We start from the raw sequence: 21726 nt of genomic DNA, 5'->3' as shown, positions 1-21726 counted from the left end.
ATGAGCATCCTGGCGCTGCTCGCCCACGGTGACGCCGTCAGCCGCTCGGTCGCGGCGCTGTTGCTGGTCATGTCGGTGTCGAGCTGGGTCGTGATTCTCTGGAAAGCCTGGCTCCTGCGTGGGGGGACGCGCGATGTGGTGCGCAGCATTGCGGCCTTCTGGCAATCGCCATCCATCGGGGATGCGGAATCGAGCCTCAGGGCCTTCGACCGTGCGGCGCTGGTGCTGCCGGCGGTGAGCGCGGTGCGCAATCTCGCAACCCACGCCGACAGCGCCACCTTGGGCGGCGCCGTCGACCGGACCCAGCGCGTCACGCGCGTCCTGCGCGATGCCCTGCATGCGGCGCTGCGGCGCCTGCAAGCTGGCCAGATCCTGCTGGCCACGGTGGGCGCCACCGCGCCCTTCGTCGGCCTGCTCGGCACGGTCTGGGGCATTTATCGCGCGCTGGTGGGCATCGCCGGCGAAACGGGCGGCTTCACCATCGACAAGGTCGCCGGCCCCGTCGGCGAGGCGCTGATCATGACGGCCTTCGGCCTCGCGGTCGCGATTCCGGCCGTGCTCGCCTACAACGTGTTCGGACGCGTGGTCGGCCGCATCGAGGCCGAACTCGAGGGCTTCGCGCACGACCTGCTGGGCATGCTCGGCGAACCCGCGCAACGCGAGATCCCTCTGCCGCCAGCGCGGCCGATGCCGGCCTGAGCGCGGGGCGCAACGCACATGGCCTTCGGTCGCACATCGCTCGGCAGCACGGCCACCGGCGGACGATCGACCGGCGCAGGCGGCCAGCGCCCGCTGTCCGACATCAACGTCACGCCGCTGGTCGACGTGATGCTCGTGCTGCTGGTGATCTTCATCATCACCGCGCCGCTCATGGCCAGCTCGATCAAGCTCAACCTGCCGCGCACCGACGCAGGCCGGTCCGGCGACACGCCGAAGTTCGTGTCGCTCGTGGTCGATGCGGCGGGCAAGGTCTACCTGAACGACAAGCCGGTCACGCAAGAGGAGTTGGCGGCCGGCCTTGCCAATGCCGCCACCGCGAGCCGCGACACCGAAGTCCAGCTCCGCGCCGACCAGACCGTGCCCTACGGCAAGGTCGTCGAACTGATGGGCATCGCCAACAAGGTCGGCCTGACCCGCATCGGCTTCGTGACTGAAGCGCCCCCGACAAACCCTCCAGCGAAATAACCCGCTGGCGAAGCCGTGGCGTTCGCGAAACACCGCGGAACCGGCTTCGCCGGGCCGCCGGTGTTGCCCCCTGAAAGGGGGTGGAGAGCGACACGAAGTGCGCGAGCCTGGGGGTCAGCCCATCACCACCGGCCGCGTCTTCCAGATCTCATGCGCATACTGCGCAATCGTCCGATCCGACGAAAACGCCCCCATCCCCGCGACATTGAGAATCGCCATGCGCGTCCACGCATCCGGGTCGCGATACAGCGCATCGACCTTTTCCTGCGCCTCGATGTAGCTCGCATAGTCGGCCAGCAGCAGGTAGTGGTCGCCCCAGCTCACCAGCGCGTCGAAGATCTGCTGGTAGCGCGCCGGCTCGGTGGGCGAGAAGGCGCCGTCGCGGATGCTGTCGAGCACGCGCTGCAGTTCGGGGTTGGCCTCGTAGATGTCGCGCGGCTGGTAGCCGCTCGCGCGGATGTCGGCCACCTGCGGCGTGGTGTTGCCGAAGATGAAGAAATTCTCGGGGCCGACGTTCTCGCGCATCTCGACGTTGGCGCCGTCGAGCGTGCCGATGGTCAGTGCGCCGTTGAGCGCGAACTTCATGTTGCCCGTGCCCGAGGCCTCGGTGCCGGCCGTGGAGATCTGCTCCGACAGGTCGGCCGCCGGCATGATGACCTCGGCCAGGCTGACGCTGTAGTTCGGCAGGAACACGACCTTGAGCAGCTTGCCCACGCGCTCGTCGTTGTTGATGACGTGCGCCACGTCGTTGATGAGGCGGATGACGAGCTTGGCCATGTGGTACGCCGAAGCGGCCTTGCCCGCGAACACCACCACGCGCGGCACGTGGCCGGCGTCCGGGGCATCCAGGATGCGGTGATAGCGCGTGATCACGTGCAGCACGTTGAGCAGCTGCCGCTTGTACTCGTGCATGCGCTTGACCTGCACGTCGAAGAGCGCGTCGGTGTCCACGTCGACCCGAAGGTGCTCGTCGATCCAGTTCGCCAGCCGCAGCTTGTTCTCGCGCTTGGCATGGCGGAAGGCGCGCACGAAGGCCGGCTGCTGCGCCATGGGCCGCAGCACTTCGAGCTGCGTCAGGTCGCGACGCCAGCCGCGGCCGATGCGCGTGTCGAGCAGGGCCGCCAGCGGCGGGTTGGCTTGCGCCAGCCAGCGCCGCGGCGTCACGCCGTTGGTCTTGTTGTTGAAGCGCTCCGGAAAAAGCATCGCGAAGTCCGCGAAGATCGATTGCTTCATGAGTTCCGAGTGCAGGCCCGATACGCCGTTGATCGAATGGCTTGCCAATACGGCCACGTACGCCATGCGCACGCGCCGCTCGCCGGACTCGTCGATCAGCGAAAGCCGGCGCATCAGCTCGATGTCCTGGCCGTGCGACTGCGTCACCGCCGCGAGAAAGCGCGAGTTCATGTCGAAGAGGATCTGCAGGTGGCGCGGCAGCACCCGCCCGAACATCTCCACCGGCCAGGTCTCCAGCGCCTCGTGCATCAGCGTGTGGTTGGTGTAGCTGAAGACTTTCTGCGTGTGGGCCCACGCCGTGTCCCAGGGCAGGTCGTGCTCGTCGATCAGGAGGCGCATCAGCTCCGGCACGGCCAGCACCGGGTGCGTGTCGTTGAGGTGGATGCTGACCTGGTCGGGCAACGCGTCGAAGTCGGTGTGGTTGCGCAGGTAGCGCCGCACAAGATCCTGCACGCTCGCGCTGACGAAGAAGTATTCCTGGTGCAGCCGCAATTCGCGGCCCGACGGCGTGGAGTCGTCGGGGTAGAGCACCCGCGAGACGTTCTCCGAGTGGTTCTTGCTCTCCACGGCCTCGAAGTAGTTGCCGCGGTTGAAGGCCGAGAGATCGATTTCCTCGGTCGCGCGGGCGGACCACAGCCGCAGCGTGTTGGTGGCCTGCGTGCCGTAGCCGGGGATGATGGTGTCGTAGGCCACGGCGAGCACGTCGTGGGTGTCGACCCAGTTCGCGGCGCCGTAGGGCACGCCCTTGCCTTCGCGCCTTTGTACGTGGCCGCCGAAGCGCACGCGGTAGGTCACCTCGGGCCGCTGGAACTCCCACGGGTTGCCACGCGTGAGCCAGTAGTCGGGCGTCTCGACCTGCTGGCCGTCGACGATGCGCTGGCGGAACATGCCGTATTCGTAGCGGATGCCGTAGCCCAGGCCCGGCACGCCGAGCGTCGCCATGGAGTCGAGGAAGCAGGCGGCGAGTCGGCCGAGGCCCCCGTTGCCCAACGCGGCGTCGGGCTCGCGCTCGGCCAGCTTCTGGATGTCGACACCGAAATCGGCCAGCGCCTGCTTCACGGTGTCCTGCAGTTCCAGCGCAAGCAGGGCATTGGTGAAGGTGCGCCCGATCAGGAACTCCATCGACAGGTAGTAGACGCGCTTGAGCCGCTGCGCATAGATCGCGCGGGTGGTGCCCATCCAGCGCTCGACGATCTGGTCGCGCACCGCGAGCGCGGTCGCGTGCAGCCAGTCATCGGGGCTGGCGGCCACCGGGTCCTTGCCGACCGCGTACATGAGCTTGTTCGCGACGGCGCGCTTGAAGGCGGCGACGTCGCGGTCGGGGTGGTCGTACTTGAATTCTTCGATGGTCATGGTGGGAACGGTGTGGGTTCTCTGACGGATGGGCTTCAGGCCAGGGCCTCGGCGAAGACGTCGAGGTAGCGGGCGGCAGCAGTGCCCCAGTCGGCGGGGCGGCGCATGGCATTCGCGCGAACGGCGCGCCAGTCGGCCGGCCGCCGGTAGAGCGCAAAGGCGCGGCGAAGCGCGCGCGCATAACCTGCGTCATCGAAGTCGTCGAAGGCAAAGCCCGTGGCTTCGCCGCTGGCCAGATCTTCCAGGGTGGCGTCGACCACCGTGTCGGCCAGGCCGCCGACGTGGTGCACGAGCGGCAGGCTGCCGTACTTGAGACCGTACATCTGCGTGAGGCCGCAGGGCTCGAAGAGCGACGGGACCAGCGTGACGTCGCCGGCGCCGAAGAGGCGATGCGCCAACGGCTCGCTGTAGCCCAGCGTGACGCTGACCGATTCCGGTGCGGCCGTGGCACGCTGCCGGAAGGCCGTTTCCAGTGGCGCATCTCCGCTGCCGAGCAGCGCGAGCTGACCGCCTTGCGCCAGCAGCGCGTCGAGCCCGCCGAGCACGAGGTGCAGGCCCTTCTGTTCGGTCAGCCGGCTCACCACCACGAACAGCGGCGCATCGGCTTGCGGCGCCAGGCCGAGTTCTTCCTGCAGCGCGGCCTTGCACTGCGCCTTGCCGCCCAGCCGCCGCAGGTCGTAGCGGAACGGGATCAGGGTGTCCGTGGCCGGATTCCAGATCTGGTCATCGACGGCGTTGAGGATGCCCGTGAGCACGTGCGAGCGGCTGCGCAGCAGGCCGTCCAGCCCGCAACCCTGCTCCGGCGTCTGGATCTCGCGCGCATAGGTCGGGCTCACGGTGGTGATGCGGTCGGCGAAGCAAAGCCCGCCCTTCATGAATGACAGCTGGCCGTAGTACTCGAGCCCCTCGACGCCGAAGGCTGCGGGCGGCAGGCCCAGTTCGGAGAAATGCCGCGGCGCGAACAGGCCCTGGTAGGCCAGGTTGTGCACGGTGAACACGCTACCTACGCGGGGACGTCCGCTGGGCCGCGCGAAGGCGAGGTAGGCCGGCGCCAGCGCTGCATGCCAGTCGTGGGCATGCACGATTTCGGGCTGCCAGTCGGCGTCCAGCCCTTGCGCGATCTGTGCCGCGGCCCAGCCGAGCAGCGCGAAGCGCCGGTGGTTGTCGCCGTAGGGCTCGCGGGCGAGGTCTTCGTAGGGGTTGCCGGGCCGGTCGTAGAGGGCGGGTGCGTCGATCACATAGGCGGCGATGTCGCGCGCGCCGGGCGTCACGATGCGGCCGAGGCGCAAGCTCGCGCGTTCGCCCCAGGGCGCTGCGAACTCCTTCACCGTCACCGCGTCACGAACCCCGGCGACGATCGCCGGAAATCCCGGCAGAAGCACCCGCACATCCTGCCCCGCCGCCATGAGCGCCAGCGGCAGCGCACCCGCGATATCGGCCAACCCTCCGGTCTTGAGCAGGGGAAACAGTTCGGCGCTGACCTGGAGGACCCGCATGCGCTGCTATGGCTCCAGACGCTTGAGCATCTCGCGCGTGATCAGGACCACGCCGCCCTCCGTCCGCTCGAAACGCGCCGCGTCGGCCGCGGGGTCCTCGCCGACCACCATCTCATCGGGAATCACGCAGGCCCGGTCGATCACCACCTTGTTCAGGCGGGCGCCGCGGCCGACTTCCACATCGGGCAGCAGCACCGCTTCGTTGATCTCGCAGAAGGAATGCACCCGCACGCCCGAGAACAGCACCGAGCTGCTGACCTTGGAGCCCGAGACGATGCAGCCGCCCGAGACGATGGTGTTGACCGTCATCCCGTGCTTGCCGTCGCGATCGAGCACGAACTTGGCCGGCGGCAGCTGCCGCTGGTAGGTCCAGATGGGCCAGTCGGTGTCATAGATGTCGAGCTCCGGGGTGATGGAAGCCAGGTCCAGGTTCGCTGCCCAGAATGCATCAATCGTGCCCACGTCGCGCCAGTAGGCCTTCGCGTCGGCCCCGCGCCGGGCCCGCGTGACGCAGGACATGCCGAAAGGATGCGCCACCGCACGGCCCGCGGCGACGACGCGCGGAATGATGTCCTTGCCGAAATCGTGGTTCGACTCCGGGTTGGCGTTGTCTTCCTCGAGCAACTGGTACAGGTACTCGGAATCGAAGATGTAGATGCCCATGCTCGCCAGCGCGACGTCCGCGTTGCCGGGCATGGCGGGCGGATCGGCCGGCTTTTCGAGGAACTCGGTGATCTTGCGGTCCTTTTCGATCGCCATCACGCCGAAGGCCACCGCTTCCATGCGTGGCACCTCGATGCAGCCGACCGTGCAGCCCAGGCCGTGCGCGACGTGGTCGGTCAGCATGATCGAGTAGTCCATCTTGTAGACGTGGTCGCCGGCCAGCACGACCACGTAGTCGTGCGGCGTCGACCGGGTCTGGATGATGTCCAGGTTCTGGTAGACGGCATCGGCCGTGCCGCGATACCAGTGCTCGTCGCCGACGCGCTGCTGGGCCGGCAGCACATCGACCATCTCGTTGAGCTCGGCGCGCAGGAAGCTCCAGCCGCGCTGCAGGTGGCGCATCAGCGAGTGCGACTTGTATTGCGTCACCACCGCCATGCGCCGGATGCCGGAGTTGAGGCAGTTCGACAGCGCGAAATCGATGATGCGGAACTTGCCGCCGAAGTAGACCGCGGGCTTGGCCCGTCGGTCGGTGAGTTGCTTGAGCCGGGAACCTCGTCCGCCGGCGAGCACCAGGGCGATGGTGCGGCGGACGAGTTGGTGAGCCTGGAGTGTCGGTTGCTCGATTTGGGCCATCAGATGTCTCCGTTGGTTTTTCCGTTTCCCGGTGATCCAGCCTAGCACCCCGGCGGGCGCTTGGCTCCTATGTTTTTGCGACCCGGAGGCTGCCGGGGCGCAAGACCTGGGTGCCACCGTCGAGGGGCAGTGCCGGCAATGCGTCGTCCGTGTCGCTCGCCAGCTGCTGCAGCCAGCGTCCCGGCGGCAGCTTGAATTCGACCTCGCGTTCTTCGGCGTTCACCAGCACCAGCCAACTGGTGGCGGGCGGCACGGCGTCGAACACGATCGCCAGCGCATGCCGGTCACCGCGTTCCCAGTCGGCCGCGGTCATGGCGTTGCCCTCGGGTGTCAGCCAACGCAGCGCAGCGGCGCCTGCAATCGGCACGGCCGGCCACCATCGAGCGCTGCGCAGCGGCTCGGCTTCGCGGCGAAGCGCCAGCACGCGGGCGACGAAGGCCGTCAGGCTCGCATCGGCGCGGTTCCAGTCCAGCCAGGTGGTGGGGTTGTCCTGGCAGTAGGCGTTGTTGTTGCCGTGCTGGGTGTGGTTGAGTTCATCGCCGCCGAGCAGCATCGGCGTGCCTTGCGAAAGAAGCAGCGCGGCCAGCAGAACGCGCTGCAGCCGCCGGCGCTCGGCCAGGACCAGCGGGTCGTCGGTGTCGCCTTCGACGCCGCAATTGCGGCTCAGGTTGTGGCCATGGCCGTCGCGGTTCTGTTCCCCGTTCGCGAGGTTGTGGCGCTCGTTGTAGCTGAGCAGGTCGCGCAAGGTGAAGCCGTCGTGCGCGGTGACGAAGTTGACGCTGGCGGTGGGTGCGCGGCCGTCATGGCTGAAGTCGCCGCTCGACGCGGTGAAGCGCTGCGCGAACTCGCCGAGGCCCGCGCTGCGGTGCAGCCAGAAGCCGCGCTGCGTGTCGCGGAAGCGGTCGTTCCACTCCATCCAGCCGGGCGGGAACTCGCCGAGGCGATAGCCACCGGGGCCGATGTCCCACGGTTCTGCAATCAACAGGGCCTGGGCCAGCACCGGGTCCTGCGCGATGGCTGCGAGGAAGGGCGCTCGGGGATCGAACTCGCCGCCTTCCCGGCGCGCCAGCACCGGTGCGAGATCGAAGCGGAAGCCATCCACGCCGAGTTCGGTGACCCAGTGGCGCAGGCTGTCCATGACGAGCTGCACCACGCGCGGCTCGGCCAGGTTCAGGCAATTGCCGCAGCCTGTCCAGTTCTGGTAGAGCGACCGGTCGTCCGGGCGCAGGTGGTAATAGAGCGCGTTGTCGATGCCGCGCAGGCTCAGCGTCGGGCCGAGTTCATCCGTCTCGCCACTGTGGTTGAAGACGACGTCGATGACCAGTTCCATCCCGCGTGCGTGGACCGCGTCGGCCATCGCGCGGAATTCGCTCGCAGGCGTGGTTCCGGGCCGGCCGCTCCAGTAGCGGGTTTCGGGTGCGAACCAGCCGATGGGGCTGTAGCCCCAGTAGTTGCTCAGGCCCATCGCGAGCAGCCTCGATTCGTCGGCGCGGTGCTGCACGGGCATCAGGTTCAGGGTGGTGACGCCGAGCCGCTGCAGGTGGTCGAGCACCGCCGGCTCCGCAAGGCCGGCATAGGTGCCGCGCAGCGCAGTGGGCACGTCCGGGTGCAATTGGGTCTGGCCGCGGACGTGGAGTTCGTAGATCACGCGCGCGCCAGTCTCGACGCGAGGACGCGCCGGGCCCGTGGGCGGCATCGGCGCGGTGACTCTGGCCTTGAGCGCGACGGATGCGTTGTCGCGCGGGTCGCGGCGACTCGGGTCGGCGGGGTCGTGGCCGAGGAACAGGTCTTCGCCGCCGTACCGGCCGACCACCTCGCGGGCGTACGGGTCGAGCAGCACCTTGGAGGGATTGAAGCGCTGGCCCTCGTGAGGCGCCCACGGGCCATGAACGCGCCAGCCATAGACCAGCCCCGGCCGGGCGCTGGGCAGGCAGGTGTGCCAGACGCCATCGGTGCACGCCTTCAGCTTGAGGCGCTGCTGTTCGTGCTGCCCCGTGGTGTCGAAGAGGCACAGCTCGACAGCGGTCGCGGCGGGGGCGGAAAGGGCGAAATTGACGCCGTCGGGGCCCGGCGTGGCGCCCAGCGGGTAGGGGGAGCCGTCGCCCGACAGGGAGCGGGGGCCGCTCACTCCAGCACCCACATCGCGGTTGCCAGCGGCGGCACGGAAATCACCAGCGACTGCGCCTGCCCTTGCCAGGCCACCGCCTCGCTCTGCACCACCCCGTTGCCCACGCCGCTTCCCCCGTACACCGCGTTGTCGGTGTTGATGATTTCGCGGTATCGCCCCGCGGCCGGAATGCCCAGCCGATATCCATGCCGCGCCACCGGCGTGAAGTTGCACACGGCCGCCACGAACGCGTCATCCCGCGCGCGCCGCACGAAGGCGAACACCGAATGCTCCGCGTCGTCATGGCTGAGCCACTCGAAGCCCTGCGGCTCGCAGTCAAGTTCGTGCAGCGCGGGGAAATGGCGATAGACGTTGTTCAGGTCCCGCACCAGCCGCCGGATGCCCTGGTGCGACGTCTGCTCCAGCAGGTGCCAGTCCAGGCTGCGGTCGGCGTCCCATTCCCCCCACTGCGCAAACTCGCCGCCCATGAACAGCAGCTTCTTGCCCGGATACGCCCACAGGTAGCCGTAGAGGTTGCGCAGCCCCGCGAACTTCTGCCAGGCGTCGCCCGGCAAGCGGCCGATCATCGAGCCCTTGCCGTGCACCACCTCGTCGTGCGACAGCGGCAGCACGAAGTTCTCGGTGTGCGCATACATCAGCCCGAAGGTGATCTGCTGGTGGTGGTGCTTGCGGTAGACCGGGTCGATGCCGGTGTAGGCCAGCGTGTCGTTCATCCAGCCCATGTTCCACTTGTAGTGGAAGCCGAGACCGCCGTTCTCGGGCGGTCGCGTCACGCCAGGGAAGCTGGTCGACTCTTCCGCGATGGTGACGGTGCCGGGCCGCTCGACACCGACCACGCGGTTCATGCGCCGCAGGAAGTCGATGGCCTCCAGGTTCTCGCGGCCGCCATGGGCGTTGGGCACCCACTGGCCGGGCTCGCGGCTGTAGTCGCGGTAGAGCATCGAGGCGACCGCATCGACGCGCAGCCCGTCGACGCCGTAGCGCTCCAGCCAGTAGAGCGCGTTGCCGACGAGGTAGTTGCGCACCTCCGTTCGCGCGTAGTTGAAGATCAGCGTCTGCCAGTCGTTGTGGAAGCCCTCGCGCGGGTCGGCATATTCATAGAGGGCCGTGCCGTCGAAGTTGCCCAGTCCATGCGAGTCGGTCGGGAAATGCGCCGGCACCCAGTCGAGGATCACGCCCAGTCCGGCTGCGTGCGCGGCTTCGACGAAGGCGCGGAAGTCGCCGGGCGTGCCGAAGCGCGAGGTCGGCGCGTAGAGGCCGATCGGCTGGTAGCCCCATGAGCCGTCGAAGGGGTGCTCGCTGATCGGCAGCAGCTCGATGTGGGTAAAGCCCATGTCGCGCGCGTAAGGCACCAGCGTGTCGGCCAGCTCGCGATAGTCGAGCCATTCGTGGCCGTTCTTGCGCCGCCACGAGCCGAGGTGGACTTCGTAGATGCTGATGGGCGCGTCGCGTGCGTTGGCTTCGGCGCGGCCGGGCGGCACCTTTGCAGGCTGGGGCAGCGGCTGCACGACGCAGGCCGTGTCCGGCCGCAGCCGGGCGGAGAAGCCGAAGGGGTCGGCCTTGCGCAGCACCTGCCCCTGCGCCGAGAGGATCTCGAATTCGTAGCTGTCGCCCGGCGCCACGTGCGGCGCGAAGATCTCCCACACGCCGCACTCGCGGCGCAGCCGCATCATGTGGCGCCGGCCGTCCCACTGGTTGAAATCGCCGACCACCGACACGCGCCGCGCATTCGGCGCCCACACCGCGAATGCCACGCCGCGAACGCCGTCGATTTCGCGCAGGTGCGCGCCCAGCTGCTCGAAGGGCCGCAGGTGCGTGCCTTCGGCCAGCAGCCAGACGTCGGTTTCGCCGAGCACGAAGGAGAAGCGGTACGGATCGTCGAGCAGCGAGCTGTGCGTGCCCCAGTCGACCTGGAAGCTGTAGCCCAGCCGGGCTTCCGAAGCGGGCACGAGCCCGGCGAAGAGATCGCTGCCGCCCTGCCGATCGAGTTCGGCCAGCGGCCAGCCCGAGCCGGAATGCATCACCGCCACGGCCTTGGCGCCGGGCAGCAGGGCGCGGACCCACAAGCCTTCGTCGCTCTCGTGCGGTCCGAGCACGGCGAAAGGATCGCCATGTTCGGCGCGCATCAGGGCGCGGACTTCGGCATCAGGGAGCATGGAGCGGTTCTCCGAAGAAGACGCCGAAGGGCGGCAATGCGAGTGTCCGGCCTTCGATCCGCGCGCCGGAGAACGGGGCGCCCGCGATCGGTGCGAGGGCTTGGGGCAAGGCCAGCGAAGCCGGCTCGGCGGAAAGATTGAAGACGGCCTGCAGCGAGGCGTCTCCGTCCCGCCGTTCGAACCACAACAAAGGTTCAGGCGCATCCAGGAACTTCATGCTGCCCATGCGAAGCAGCGGCTGGCCGCGGCGCCAGCGCAGCAGCGCGCGGCTGAAGTGGAGCATGGACTGCGGATCGCCCTCCTGCTGGTCGATGGCCAGCGGAATGTGCGTGTCGGATACCGGCAGCCACGGCGCGCCGCTGGTGAAGCCCGCGTGCTGTGCGTCGGCGAGCCAGGGGATCGGCGTGCGGGCGCCGTCGCGGCCCTTGAACTCGGGCCAGAAGGCGCGGCCGTACGGATCCTGCAGCAACTCGAAAGGCACTTCCGCTTCGGGCAGGCCGAGTTCCTCGCCCTGGTACACGCTGGCGCTGCCTCGCAGCGACAGCAGCAGTGCGAGCCAGAGGCGGTCGCGGCGGGTGTCGTCCTGGCCATTGGCGTTCCAGCGGCTGGCGACGCGTGGCACGTCGTGGTTCGAGACCGCCCAGCAGCCCCAGCCGTCGGTTTCGGCGAGCGCCTGGTCCAGCGCCTCGACCTGCGTGCGCAGATGGCGCGCGCTGTGCTCGCTCGTGAGCAGGCTGAAGCTGTACGCCAGGTGCAGCCGCTTGCCGCGCTCGGTGTACTGGGCCATCACCGGCGGCGCGTTTTCGTCGCCGACCTCGCCGAGCGCGACCGCGCCGTATTCATCGAGGAGCCGGCGCAGCCGTTCGAGGAAGACCAGGTTCTCGGGCTGGCTCTTGTCGTGGCGATGCTGCTGCATCGCGTAGGGGTTGTCGGCGCGCACCGTGCTCACCTCGCCGCCGTCGGCGGGTGGGTTGTCCCGCAATTGCGCATCGTGGAACTGGTGGTTGCAGGCGTCGAATCGGAATCCGTCGACGCCGCGCTCGCACCAGAAACGCACTTCGCCGAGCAGCGTGTCCTGCACCGCCTGGCAATGGAAGTTGAGGTCCGGCTGCTCGGTCAGGAAGCTGTGCAGGTAGTACTGCCGCCGGCGCGAGTCCCACTGCCAGGCCGAACCGCCGAAGACCGACAGCCAGTTGTTGGGCGGCGTGCCGTCGGGCCGTGGATCGGCCCACACATACCAGTCGGCCTGCGGGTTCTGGCGGCTTGCCCGGCTGGCTGCGAACCAGGCGTGCTGGTCGGAGGTGTGGGAGAGCACCTGGTCGATGATGACCTTCAGGCCCAGTGCATGCGCCCGGGCGAGCAGCGCGTCGAAGTCGGCGAGCGTGCCGAACATCGGGTCGACCGCGCGGTAATCGGCCACGTCGTAGCCGAAATCCTTCATCGGCGACCGGAAGAAGGGCGAAACCCAGATGGCGTCCGCGCCCAGGTCGGCAACGTGGTCGAGCCTGGCCGTGATCCCTGGCAGGTCGCCGATCCCGTCGCCATTGCTGTCCATGAAGCTGCGCGGGTAGATCTGGTAGATCACCGCTCCGCGCCACCAGTCCTTGACCATGCGTGCCTCTCCGGTTCGAAAATCATTGTGGCATGCGAGAAGTGGGCCATTGTCCAACCCGCGATAATCCGTCTTCCCCCGGCCGCCTGGTGCCGGGCTGTTGCGAAGTCCAATGAACCCCAGCTATAAACCCAGCGACGTCGAGTCCGCAGCCCAGGCCCACTGGACCGCCGCCGATGCCTACCGCGTGACCGAGGACACGCGCAGGAAAAAGTACTACGCCTGTTCGATGCTGCCGTACCCCAGCGGCAAGCTGCACATGGGCCATGTGCGCAACTACACGATCAACGACATGCTCACGCGCTACCTGCGCATGAGCGGCTACAACGTCCTGATGCCCATGGGCTGGGACGCCTTCGGCCTGCCGGCGGAGAACGCGGCGCTCAAGAACGGCGTGCCGCCGGCCCAGTGGACCTACGAGAACATCGGCTACATGAAGAGCCAGCTCCAGGCCATGGGGCTGGCGATCGACTGGAGCCGCGAGATCGCGACCTGCGACCCGGCCTACTACAAGTGGAACCAGTGGCTGTTCCTGAAGATGCTCGAAAAGGGCATCGCCTACCGCAAGACGCAGGTCGTCAACTGGGATCCGGTCGACCAGACCGTGCTGGCCAACGAGCAGGTGATCGACGGCAAGGGCTGGCGCACCGGCGCCACCGTCGAGCGCCGCGAGATCCCGGGCTACTACCTCAAGATCAGCGACTACGCCGAGGAACTGCTCGACCACACCCAGCACAAGCTGCCCGGCTGGCCCGAGCGCGTCAAGCTGATGCAGGAAAACTGGATCGGCAAGAGCGAGGGCGTGCGCTTCGCCTTCACGCACCAGATCAAGGACGCCAAGGGCGAACTGATCCAGGGCGGCCGCATGTACGTCTTCACGACGCGCGCCGACACGATCATGGGCGTCACCTTCTGCGCCGTGGCGCCGGAGCATCCGCTGGCGCTGCACGCCGCGAAGTCGAATCCCAAGGTCGCGGCCTTCATCGAGGAGTGCAAGAGCGGCGGCACCACCGAGGCCGAGCTTGCCACGCAGGAAAAGAAGGGCGTGCCCACGGGGCTCACCGTCACGCACCCCATCACCGAGGAGCAGGTTCCGGTCTGGGTCGGCAACTACGTGCTGATCGGCTACGGCGACGGCGCCGTGATGGGCGTGCCCGCGCACGACGAGCGCGATTTCGCCTTTGCCAACAAGTACGGCATCGAGATCATCCAGGTCGTGCTGGTCGACGACGAACCGCATTTCGACTACCACCGCTGGCAGGACTGGTACGGCGACAAGCAGCGCGGCGTGACCATCAACTCCGACAACTTCAGCGGCATGCACTATGCCGAGGCAGTCAAGGCGGTCGCCCACGCCCTCGGCCAGAAGGGCCTGGGCGAGATGCAGACCACCTGGCGCCTGCGCGACTGGGGCGTGAGCCGCCAGCGCTACTGGGGCACGCCGATCCCGATCATCCATTGCGACGAGCACGGCGCCGTGCCGGTGCCCGAGAAGGATCTGCCGGTCGTCCTGCCGACGGAGTGCGTGCCCGACGGCTCGGGCAATCCCCTGGCAAAGCACGAAGGCTTCCACGCCGGCGTCGTCTGCCCGGTCTGCGGCAAGGCCGCGCGCCGCGAGACCGACACGATGGATACCTTCGTCGACAGCTCGTGGTACTTCATGCGCTACTGCGACCCGAAGAACGACGAGGCCATGGTGGCCGACGGCGCGAAGTACTGGATGCCGATGGACCAGTACATCGGCGGCATCGAGCACGCGATCCTGCATCTGCTCTACGCACGCTTCTGGACCAAGGTCATGCGCGACCTCGGCCTGGTCACGGTGGACGAGCCCTTCAGCAAGCTGCTGACGCAGGGCATGGTGCTCAACCACATCTACTACACGCGCGGCGAGAAGGGCGGCAAGGACTACTACCCGCCGTCCGACGTCACGCCCGTACTCGATGCCCAGGGCCGTATCACCGGCGGCACTCTGGCGGACGGCACCCGGCTGGAATACGGCGGCGTCGGCAAGATGGGCAAGACCGAGCGCAACGGCGTCGACCCGCAGGACCTGATCGAGAAGTACGGCGCCGACACCGCGCGGCTCTACACCATGTTCACCGCGCCGCCCGAGGCGACGCTGGAGTGGAATGACGCGGCGGTCGAAGGCAGCTACCGCTTCCTGCGCCGGGTCTGGAACTTCGGCGTGGCGCTCCACGGTGCGGCGGCCGATGCCGGCGGCGGCAAGGCATCCGCATTCGGCAAGGACGCCAAGGCGCTGCGGCACGAGGTGCACACCGTGCTGCGCCAGGTCGACTACGACTACCAGCGCATGCAATACAACACGGTGGTATCGGGCGCGATGAAGTTGCTCAATGCGCTGGAGGGCTTCAAGCCCGCCGCGGCCGATGCGGGCGACCAGGCCGCCGTGCGCGAGGGCTTCGGCATCCTGCTGCGCTGCCTCTATCCGGCGACGCCGCACATCGCGCACGAGCTGTGGAAGCAACTCGGCTACGACAAGGACATGGGCGAGCTGCTCGATGCGCCCTGGCCCGTGGTCGACGTCGGCGCGCTCGAACAGGACGAGATCGAGCTGATGCTCCAGGTCAACGGCAAGCTGCGCGGTTCGCTGCGCGTGCCGGCCGCCGCCTCGAAGCAGGAGATCGAGAAGATCGTGCTGGCGAGCGAGGTCCTGGCCAAGCACGCCGAAGGCGCGACGGCCAAGCGCGTGATCGTGGTTCCGGGCCGGCTGGTCAACGTGGTCCTGTGAAGCACATGAGCTCACGCACCGCCCTTCCGCGCCGTGGCTTCCTGGCCCTGGGCGCGGCGTCGCTCGCGCTCGCCGGTTGCGGCTTCCAGTTGCGCAAGGCGCCCGATTTCGCGTTCAACAGCATCGCGGTGCCGGGCAACACGGCGTTCGCGAATTACCTGCGGCGCAACCTCCGGGCGGCCGGCACGGTCGAGGTGCTCCCGGCCGACCAGGCCGACAAGGCCGAGGCGGTGTTCGAGATCCTGGGCGAGAACCGCGACAGCGTCGTGATCTCGACCAACGCCTCGGGCCAAGTGCGTGAACTCAACCTGCGATTGACCATCCGCTTCAGGGTGCGCGGGCAAGGCGGCAAGGAATTGATGGGCCCGACCGCGATCCAGCAGACGCGCGACATCACCTACAACGAAACCGCGGCGCTGGCCAAGGAAGGCGAGTCGGAGCTGCTGTACCGCGACATGCAGACCGACATCGCACAGCAGATCCTGCGCCGGCTCGCCGCCATCAAGCCCGCCTGATCCCGTGCAACTGGCGCCGGCCCAACTTTCCGCGCACCTCGCCAAGCGGGTGGCGCCGCTGTACGCCATCCATGGCGACGAGCCACTGCTCGCGCAGGAAGCGGCCGATGCGATCCGCGCGGCGGCACGCACGCAGGGTTACACCGAGCGCAGCTCGTACACCGTGGCCGGTGCCCATTTCGACTGGAGCGCCGTGCTTGCGGCCGGTGGCTCGCTGAGTCTCTTTGCAGACCGGCAGATCGTCGAGATCCGCATTCCCTCGGGCAAGCCGGGCAAGGACGGCAGCGTGGCGCTGCAGCAGATCGCCGAGGCCGCGCAGGGCAACGACAGCACGCTCACGCTGGTGATGCTTCCGCGCCTCGACAAGGCCACGCGCACCGGCGCCTGGTTCTCGGCGCTGGAGAACAACGGGGTCAGCGTGCAGGTCGAGACCATCGAGCGCAACGCACTGCCCCAATGGATCGCGCAACGCCTCGCCCAGCAGGGCCAGCGCGTGAAGGCCGGCGAGGAGGGCCAGCGCACGCTGCAGTTCTTCGCCGATCGCGTGGAGGGCAACCTGCTCGCGGCGCACCAGGAAATCCAGAAGCTCGCGCTGCTGCACCCCGAAGGCGAACTGAGCTGGGAGCAGGTCGAAGGCGCCGTCAACAACGTGGCCCGCTATGACGTGTTCAAGCTGTCCGAGGCGGTGCTGGCGGGCAACCCGCAGCGCGTCTCGCGCATGCTCGAAGGGCTGCAGGCCGAAGGCGAGGCCGAGGTGCTGGTGCACTACACGCTGGCCGAGGACATCCGCGCGCTGAAGCGCGTGAAGGACGCGATGGCGGCCGGCCGCCCGTTGCCCATGGCGCTGCGCGAGAACCGTATCTGGGGGCCGCGCGAGCGAGCCTTCGAGCGCGTGCTGCCCCGACTGGACGACCACGCGCTTGCACGCATGCTGCGCGCGGCGCACGTGGTCGACGGCATCGTCAAGGGCCTGAAGCAGCCCGATTGGCCGGCCAACGGTTGGCAGGCCCTGCAGCGGCTGGCGTTGACGCTGTGCCGTGCTTGCGCGAGCGGCAAGGGCGCCCAGAGCACTGTCGATGCACCAACTCGGTGCGCGACTGCCCCTTCGCGCCCGCTGACCTTCGGGGTCACGGCACAATCCGGGGGATGAATATGTTGAATGTCCCCGAGTACGTGCGGACCCTCGGTTTGCAGGCCAAGCAGGCCTCCGTCCAGATGGCGCGCGCCGATGCCGCCACCAAGAACAAGGCCCTCCGGGCCCTCGCGCGCAAGCTGCGCGCGGTCGGCGGCCCGCTCGCCGAGGCCAATGCACAGGATCTCGCCCGCGCCGAAGGCGCCGGCCTGTCGGCGCCGATGATCGATCGCCTCAAGCTCACGCCGAAGGTCATCGAGACCGTCGCCCTGGGTTGCGAGCAACTGGCCGCCATGCCCGACGTGATCGGCGAAGTGATCGGCATGAAGCAACAGCCCAGCGGCATCCGCGTCGGCCAGATGCGCGTGCCGATCGGTGTCTTCGGCATGATCTACGAGAGCCGGCCCAACGTGACCATCGAGGCGGCGAGCCTGGCGATCAAGAGCGGCAACGCGGCGATCCTGCGCGGCGGCTCGGAGGCGATCGAATCGAACAAGGCGCTCGCACAACTGGTATCCGAATCACTCGCCGAAGCAGGCCTGCCGGTCGACGCCGTGCAGCTGGTGCAGACCACCGACCGCGAGGCCGTGGGCCAGCTGATCGCCATGCCCGAGTTCGTCGACGTGATCATTCCGCGCGGCGGCAAGGGCCTGATCGAGCGCATCAGCCGCGATGCCAAGGTGCCGGTGATCAAGCACCTGGACGGCAATTGCCACGTCTATGTGGACGACACCGCCGAACTCGACATGGCGCTGAAGATCGTCGACAACGCCAAGACCCAGAAATACAGCCCCTGCAACGCCGCCGAAGGGCTGCTGGTGGCGGCTTCCATCGCCGAGACCTTCCTGCCCGAGATCGGCGCGATCTTCGCGGCCAAGGGCGTGGAGATGCGCTGCGACCCGGCAGCCGCCCGGATCCTGCGCGAAGGCCTGCATGCGCCCGCCAGCTCCGTCGTGGACGCCGTGGAATCCGACTGGTCGGAGGAGTATCTGGCGGCGGTCATCAGCGTCAAGGTGGTCGAGGGCGTGGACGAAGCCATCGCGCACATCAACCGCTATTCGAGCCATCACACCGATGCGATCGTCACGCGCGACCACATGAACGCGCAGCGCTTCCTGCGCGAGGTGGATTCCGCCAGCGTGATGGTCAATGCCAGCACGCGCTTTGCCGACGGCTTCGAATTCGGGCTCGGTGCGGAAATCGGCATCAGCACGGACAAGTTCCATGCGCGCGGGCCGGTGGGCATCGAGGGCCTCACGTCGCTCAAATACGTGGTGCTTGGCCAAGGCGAGACTCGAAGCTGACCCCCAGGCTCGCGGACCGGCAGGGCCCGTTTCGCGGTGTTTCCAGATTGAATATGCGGCGTTGCTGCAGCTTGTCATTGGGGCATCGGGCCCCAAATCTACAATCCGCTCTTAGCTCAAGCTGCAAATCCAAGAAGGCCGCCGCATGGTCCCCCATCTCGTCACCGCCCTGACCGGCCCCATCAACGAACTCGAGCAGCGCATTCTCGATTCCACGCCGGCCATCGAGCGCTGGTTCCGGCTCGAATGGATGGAGCACACGCCGCCCTTCTACAGTTCGGTGGACATCCGCAATGCCGGCTTCAAGCTGGCGCCGGTCGACACCAACCTCTACCCCGGCGGCTGGAACAACCTCACGCAGGAGATGCTGCCGCTGGCGGTGCAGGCCGCGCAGGCCGCGATCGAGAAGATCTGCCCCGAGGCGCGCAACCTGCTCGTGATCCCTGAGAACCACGCGCGCAACACCTTCTACCTCGCCAACGTGGCGCAGCTGGTGCGCATCTTTCACATGGCGGGGCTCAACGTGCGCGTGGGCTCCATCGATCCGGCGATCAAGTCGCCCAAGAAGATCGAGCTGCCGAACGGCGAGACGGTGTGCCTGGAGCCGGTGGTGCGGAGCAAGCGTCGCCTCGGCCTGAAGCACTTCGACCCGTGCACCATCCTGCTCAACAGCGACCTCTCGGCCGGAACGCCCGGCATCCTCGAAGACCTGCATGAGCAGTACCTGCTGCCGCCGCTGCATGCGGGCTGGTCGGTGCGCCGCAAGAGCAACCACTTCCACAGCTACGAAGAGGTCTCCAAGCGCTTCGGCAAGCTGCTGGGCATCGACCCCTGGCTGATCAACCCGATGTACGCCAAGGCGGGCGACGTCAGCTTCACGAGCGGCCAGGGCATCGACGTGCTCACGAGCCACGTGGACGCGCTGCTCACCAAGGTGCGCCGCAAGTACAAGGAATACGGCATCAACGAAAAGGCCTTCGTGGTCGTCAAGCCCGACAACAGCGCCCACGGTATGGGCGTCATGACGGTGCGCGACGCCAAGGAGATCGAGGCGCTTGCCCAGCGTTCGCGCAGCAAGTCCGCTGCGGCCAAGGATGGCCAGGACCTGAACGACCTGATCGTGCAGGAAGGCGTGCTCACCAACGAGCGGGTGCACAACGGCGTGGCCGAGCCCGTGGTCTACATGATGGACCGCTACGTGGTGGGCGGCTTCTACCGGGTGCATGCGGAACGCAACCCGGACGAGAACCTCAACTTGCCGGGCGCGAGCTTCGTGCCGCTGGCGTTCTCGGAGAGTGCGCACTTACCGCAACCGGGCGCGAAGCCAGGGGCCAGCGCCCCGAACCGGTTCTACATGTACGGCGTGATCGGCCGGCTGGCGATGGTGGCGGCCAGTTACGAGCTCGAGGCGACCGACCCCGATGCCGAAGTCTATGAATGATTTCGCATTACATATTGCGAGCCTTCGCGACAGCGGCAAAATAGCGACCCCATAGCAACGCAAATTTGAGGGTGGAGGCGATGCGACGGCCATTCAGGCTGGCGCCGCGCCGGGGCGCACATGCCCGACAGCCCTTTGCATCGACCTCGTGTCCGCCCCCAAATCCTCCTCCCTCGCGTTGATCATCGCGGCCGTCGGCGTCGTCTATGGCGACATCGGCACCAGCGTGCTGTATTCCGTCAAGGAGGTGTTCGGCCACGGTCACGTGCCCTTCACCATCGAGAACGTCTACGGCATCCTGTCGATGTTCTTCTGGACCCTGACGGTCATCGTCTCGCTCAAGTACGTGGTGCTCGTGCTGCGGGCCGACAACGAAGGCGAAGGCGGACTGGTCGCCATGCTGGCCCTGGCTTCGCAAGCCGTGGTCGACAAGCCGCGGCTGCGCCAGGGCCTGCTGGTCATCGGCATTTTCGGCACGTCGCTCTTCTACGGTGACGGGGTCATCACGCCGGCGATCTCCGTGCTGTCGGCGGTCGAGGGTCTGGAGGTCGTGTCGCCGCAGTTCAGGCACTACGTGATCCCGATCACGCTGGTCGTGCTGTTCTGTCTCTTTGCTGTGCAGAAGCGCGGCACCGCGGGCATCGGCCGCTTCTTCGGCCCGATCACGCTGATGTGGTTCCTGGCGATCGCGTTGCTCGGCGTCTCGCAGATCCTGACCCATCCGGAGATCCTCAAGGCGATCAGCCCGCACTACGCGCTGCGCTTCATGTGGGACAACCCGGGCACCAGCTTCATCATCCTGGGCGCGATCGTGCTGTGCGTGACCGGTGCCGAGGCGCTCTATGCCGACCTCGGGCACTTCGGCAAGCGGCCGATCCGTGTGGCCTGGTTCTCGGTGGTGATGCCGGCGCTGACGCTCAACTACTTCGGCCAGGGCGCGTTGCTGCTGGAGAACCCGCTGGCGGTGCAGAACCCCTTCTTCATGATGGCGCCCGAGTGGGCGCTGCTGCCGCTGGTGTTCCTCGCCACGGCCGCCACGGTGATTGCATCGCAGGCCCTCATCACGGGCGCCTTCAGCGTCACGCGGCAGGTGATCCAACTCGGCTACCTGCCGCGGCTGAACATCGAGCACACCAGCGTGCGCACGGCGGGCCAGATCTACATGCCCTTCGTCAACTGGGGCCTGTTCGTCGCCATCGTGCTCGCGGTCGTCATGTTCCGCTCGTCGAGCAACCTGGCCGCGGCCTACGGCATTGCCGTGACCACCGACATGCTGATCACGACTGTGCTGACCTTCTTCGTGATCCGTTATGCATGGAAGTACCCGCTGGCCTTGTGCATCGCCGCGACCGGCGCCTTCTTCGTGGTCGACTTCCTCTTCTTCGCGTCGAACCTGCTCAAGCTGTTCGAGGGCGGCTGGTTCCCGCTGGTGATCGGCGGCTCGATCTTCATGCTGATGCTGACCTGGAAGGAAGGCCGGCGCCTCATGGGCGAGATGCAGCTGGCCGAGGCCATTGACCTGAAGGATTTCCTGGGCTCGGTGTTCGTGAATCCGCCGGCGCGCGTGGACGGAACCGCCGTGTTCATGACCGCAGAGCCGGGCGTGGTGCCCAATGCGCTCCTGCACAACCTCAAGCACAACAAGGTGATGCACGACCAGAACCTGTTCGTCACAGTGCGCAACCACGAGGTGCCTTGGATCCCGATGGACAAGCGCATCGAGATGGAGCCGCTCGGCCACCACTGCTGGCAGGTGATCGTGCACTACGGCTTCAAGAACGACGTCGACTTGCCCCGTGCGCTCGAGCATGCACGCCTGCGCGGTTGCCAGCTCGAACCGATGGCGACCAGCTACTTCCTGTCGCGCGACGTGGTGATTCCCACGCTGGGCAGCGGCATGGCGCCGTGGCGCGAGAAGCTCTTCGCGCAGATGCACCACAACGCGAGCGGAGCGGCGGACTTCCTGGGTCTGCCGAACAACGCCGTCGTGGAGCTGGGCTCCAAAATCGAAATATAGGCTCGCCCCCAGGCTCGCGCACTTCGTGTCGCTCTCCACCCCCTGCAGGGGGCAACACCGGCGGACCGGCGGAGCCGGATCCTCGGTGTTTCTGGCCTCGGGT

The 21726-nt window shown here is 67.5% G+C and carries 14 protein-coding genes; 8 read left to right on the top strand and 6 right to left on the bottom strand.

From position 1 onward, the window contains the following. Complete coding sequence (locus QTH90_RS11185) at positions 1-699, top strand: MotA/TolQ/ExbB proton channel family protein (protein ID WP_286664626.1); 699 nt, start codon at positions 1-3, stop codon at positions 697-699. A gap of 18 nt (positions 700-717) precedes the next feature. Next, complete coding sequence (locus tag QTH90_RS11180; protein WP_286664625.1) at positions 718-1185, top strand: ExbD/TolR family protein; 468 nt, start codon at positions 718-720, stop codon at positions 1183-1185. Between the two features lie 114 nt (positions 1186-1299). Here QTH90_RS11180 and QTH90_RS11175 read toward each other — a convergent pair whose 3' ends face one another. The 6 genes from QTH90_RS11175 to QTH90_RS11150 all read right to left on the bottom strand — a co-directional run bounded on the left by QTH90_RS11175 (position 1300) and on the right by QTH90_RS11150 (position 12462). After that, positions 1300-3771, bottom strand: a complete 2472-nt coding sequence (locus QTH90_RS11175; protein WP_286664624.1) for a glycogen/starch/alpha-glucan phosphorylase — start codon at positions 3769-3771, stop codon at positions 1300-1302. 35 nt (positions 3772-3806) lie between these two features. Next, entirely contained in the window at positions 3807-5267 is a 1461-nt protein-coding gene (gene glgA, locus QTH90_RS11170; RefSeq protein ID WP_286664623.1) for a glycogen synthase GlgA, read from the bottom strand. A gap of 6 nt (positions 5268-5273) precedes the next feature. Next, the gene (gene glgC, locus QTH90_RS11165; protein ID WP_286664622.1) at positions 5274-6566 is read right to left on the bottom strand and encodes a glucose-1-phosphate adenylyltransferase; all 1293 of its coding nucleotides are present in this window, start codon (positions 6564-6566) and stop codon (positions 5274-5276) included. 67 nt (positions 6567-6633) lie between these two features. Then, a complete protein-coding gene (glgX, locus tag QTH90_RS11160; RefSeq protein WP_286665401.1) occupies positions 6634-8676 on the bottom strand; it encodes a glycogen debranching protein GlgX in 2043 nt (680 codons plus the stop codon). Between the two features lie 14 nt (positions 8677-8690). Further along, complete coding sequence (glgB, locus tag QTH90_RS11155; RefSeq protein WP_286664621.1) at positions 8691-10850, bottom strand: 1,4-alpha-glucan branching protein GlgB; 2160 nt, start codon at positions 10848-10850, stop codon at positions 8691-8693. Continuing rightward, positions 10840-12462: an alpha-glucosidase gene (locus QTH90_RS11150; RefSeq protein ID WP_286664620.1), complete on the bottom strand. Its 1623-nt coding sequence runs from the start codon at positions 12460-12462 to the stop codon at positions 10840-10842. The genes glgB and QTH90_RS11150 overlap by 11 nt, the downstream gene beginning before the upstream one ends. 112 nt (positions 12463-12574) lie before the next feature. Here QTH90_RS11150 and leuS point away from each other — a divergent pair, with 112 nt between their 5' ends. The 6 genes from leuS (at position 12575) to QTH90_RS11120 (ending at position 21623) form a co-directional block, all read left to right on the top strand. Then, positions 12575-15214 (top strand): leucine--tRNA ligase, encoded by a 2640-nt coding sequence (gene leuS, locus QTH90_RS11145; RefSeq protein ID WP_286664619.1) that lies wholly within the window; start codon positions 12575-12577, stop codon positions 15212-15214. Positions 15215-15219: 5 nt separating this feature from the next. Beyond that, positions 15220-15729, top strand: coding sequence for an LPS-assembly lipoprotein LptE (locus QTH90_RS11140; protein ID WP_286664618.1), 510 nt, complete (start codon positions 15220-15222; stop codon positions 15727-15729). Between the two features lie 4 nt (positions 15730-15733). Beyond that, complete coding sequence (holA, locus tag QTH90_RS11135; RefSeq protein ID WP_286664617.1) at positions 15734-16879, top strand: DNA polymerase III subunit delta; 1146 nt, start codon at positions 15734-15736, stop codon at positions 16877-16879. Then, the gene (locus tag QTH90_RS11130) at positions 16876-18165 is read left to right on the top strand and encodes a glutamate-5-semialdehyde dehydrogenase (RefSeq protein WP_286664616.1); all 1290 of its coding nucleotides are present in this window, start codon (positions 16876-16878) and stop codon (positions 18163-18165) included. Before holA ends, QTH90_RS11130 begins: the two co-directional genes overlap by 4 nt. 145 nt (positions 18166-18310) lie before the next feature. Next, positions 18311-19606 carry a glutamate--cysteine ligase gene (gene gshA / locus QTH90_RS11125; protein ID WP_286664615.1) on the top strand — a complete coding sequence of 432 codons (1296 nt, stop codon included), beginning with the start codon at positions 18311-18313 and terminating at the stop codon, positions 19604-19606. Between the two features lie 148 nt (positions 19607-19754). Continuing rightward, entirely contained in the window at positions 19755-21623 is a 1869-nt protein-coding gene (locus tag QTH90_RS11120; protein WP_286664614.1) for a potassium transporter Kup, read from the top strand. Positions 21624-21726 lie beyond the last annotated feature (103 nt).

It is taken from the genome of Variovorax flavidus (assembly GCF_030317145.1).
In the GTDB taxonomy this organism is placed as follows: Bacteria; Pseudomonadota; Gammaproteobacteria; order Burkholderiales; family Burkholderiaceae_C; genus Variovorax; species Variovorax flavidus.
The sequence above is the reverse complement of the archived record's forward strand: the minus strand, read 5'-3'. Positions and strand labels throughout refer to the sequence as shown.

Excerpts from the sequence above, each read along its gene's own strand:
- QTH90_RS11185 (WP_286664626.1), top strand. The coding sequence starts at position 1 with ATGAGCATCCTGGCGCTGCTCGCCCACGGTGACGCCGTCAGCCGCTCG.
- QTH90_RS11130 (WP_286664616.1), top strand. The coding sequence starts at position 16,876 with ATGAATATGTTGAATGTCCCCGAGTACGTGCGGACCCTCGGTTTGCAG.
- gshA (WP_286664615.1), top strand. The coding sequence starts at position 18,311 with ATGGTCCCCCATCTCGTCACCGCCCTGACCGGCCCCATCAACGAACTC.
- glgA (WP_286664623.1), bottom strand. The coding sequence starts at position 5,267 with ATGCGGGTCCTCCAGGTCAGCGCCGAACTGTTTCCCCTGCTCAAGACC.
- QTH90_RS11150 (WP_286664620.1), bottom strand. The coding sequence starts at position 12,462 with ATGGTCAAGGACTGGTGGCGCGGAGCGGTGATCTACCAGATCTACCCG.
- glgB (WP_286664621.1), bottom strand. The coding sequence starts at position 10,850 with ATGCTCCCTGATGCCGAAGTCCGCGCCCTGATGCGCGCCGAACATGGC.
- QTH90_RS11140 (WP_286664618.1), top strand. The coding sequence starts at position 15,220 with ATGAGCTCACGCACCGCCCTTCCGCGCCGTGGCTTCCTGGCCCTGGGC.
- glgC (WP_286664622.1), bottom strand. The coding sequence starts at position 6,566 with ATGGCCCAAATCGAGCAACCGACACTCCAGGCTCACCAACTCGTCCGC.
- QTH90_RS11175 (WP_286664624.1), bottom strand. The coding sequence starts at position 3,771 with ATGACCATCGAAGAATTCAAGTACGACCACCCCGACCGCGACGTCGCC.
- QTH90_RS11180 (WP_286664625.1), top strand. The coding sequence starts at position 718 with ATGGCCTTCGGTCGCACATCGCTCGGCAGCACGGCCACCGGCGGACGA.
- leuS (WP_286664619.1), top strand. The coding sequence starts at position 12,575 with ATGAACCCCAGCTATAAACCCAGCGACGTCGAGTCCGCAGCCCAGGCC.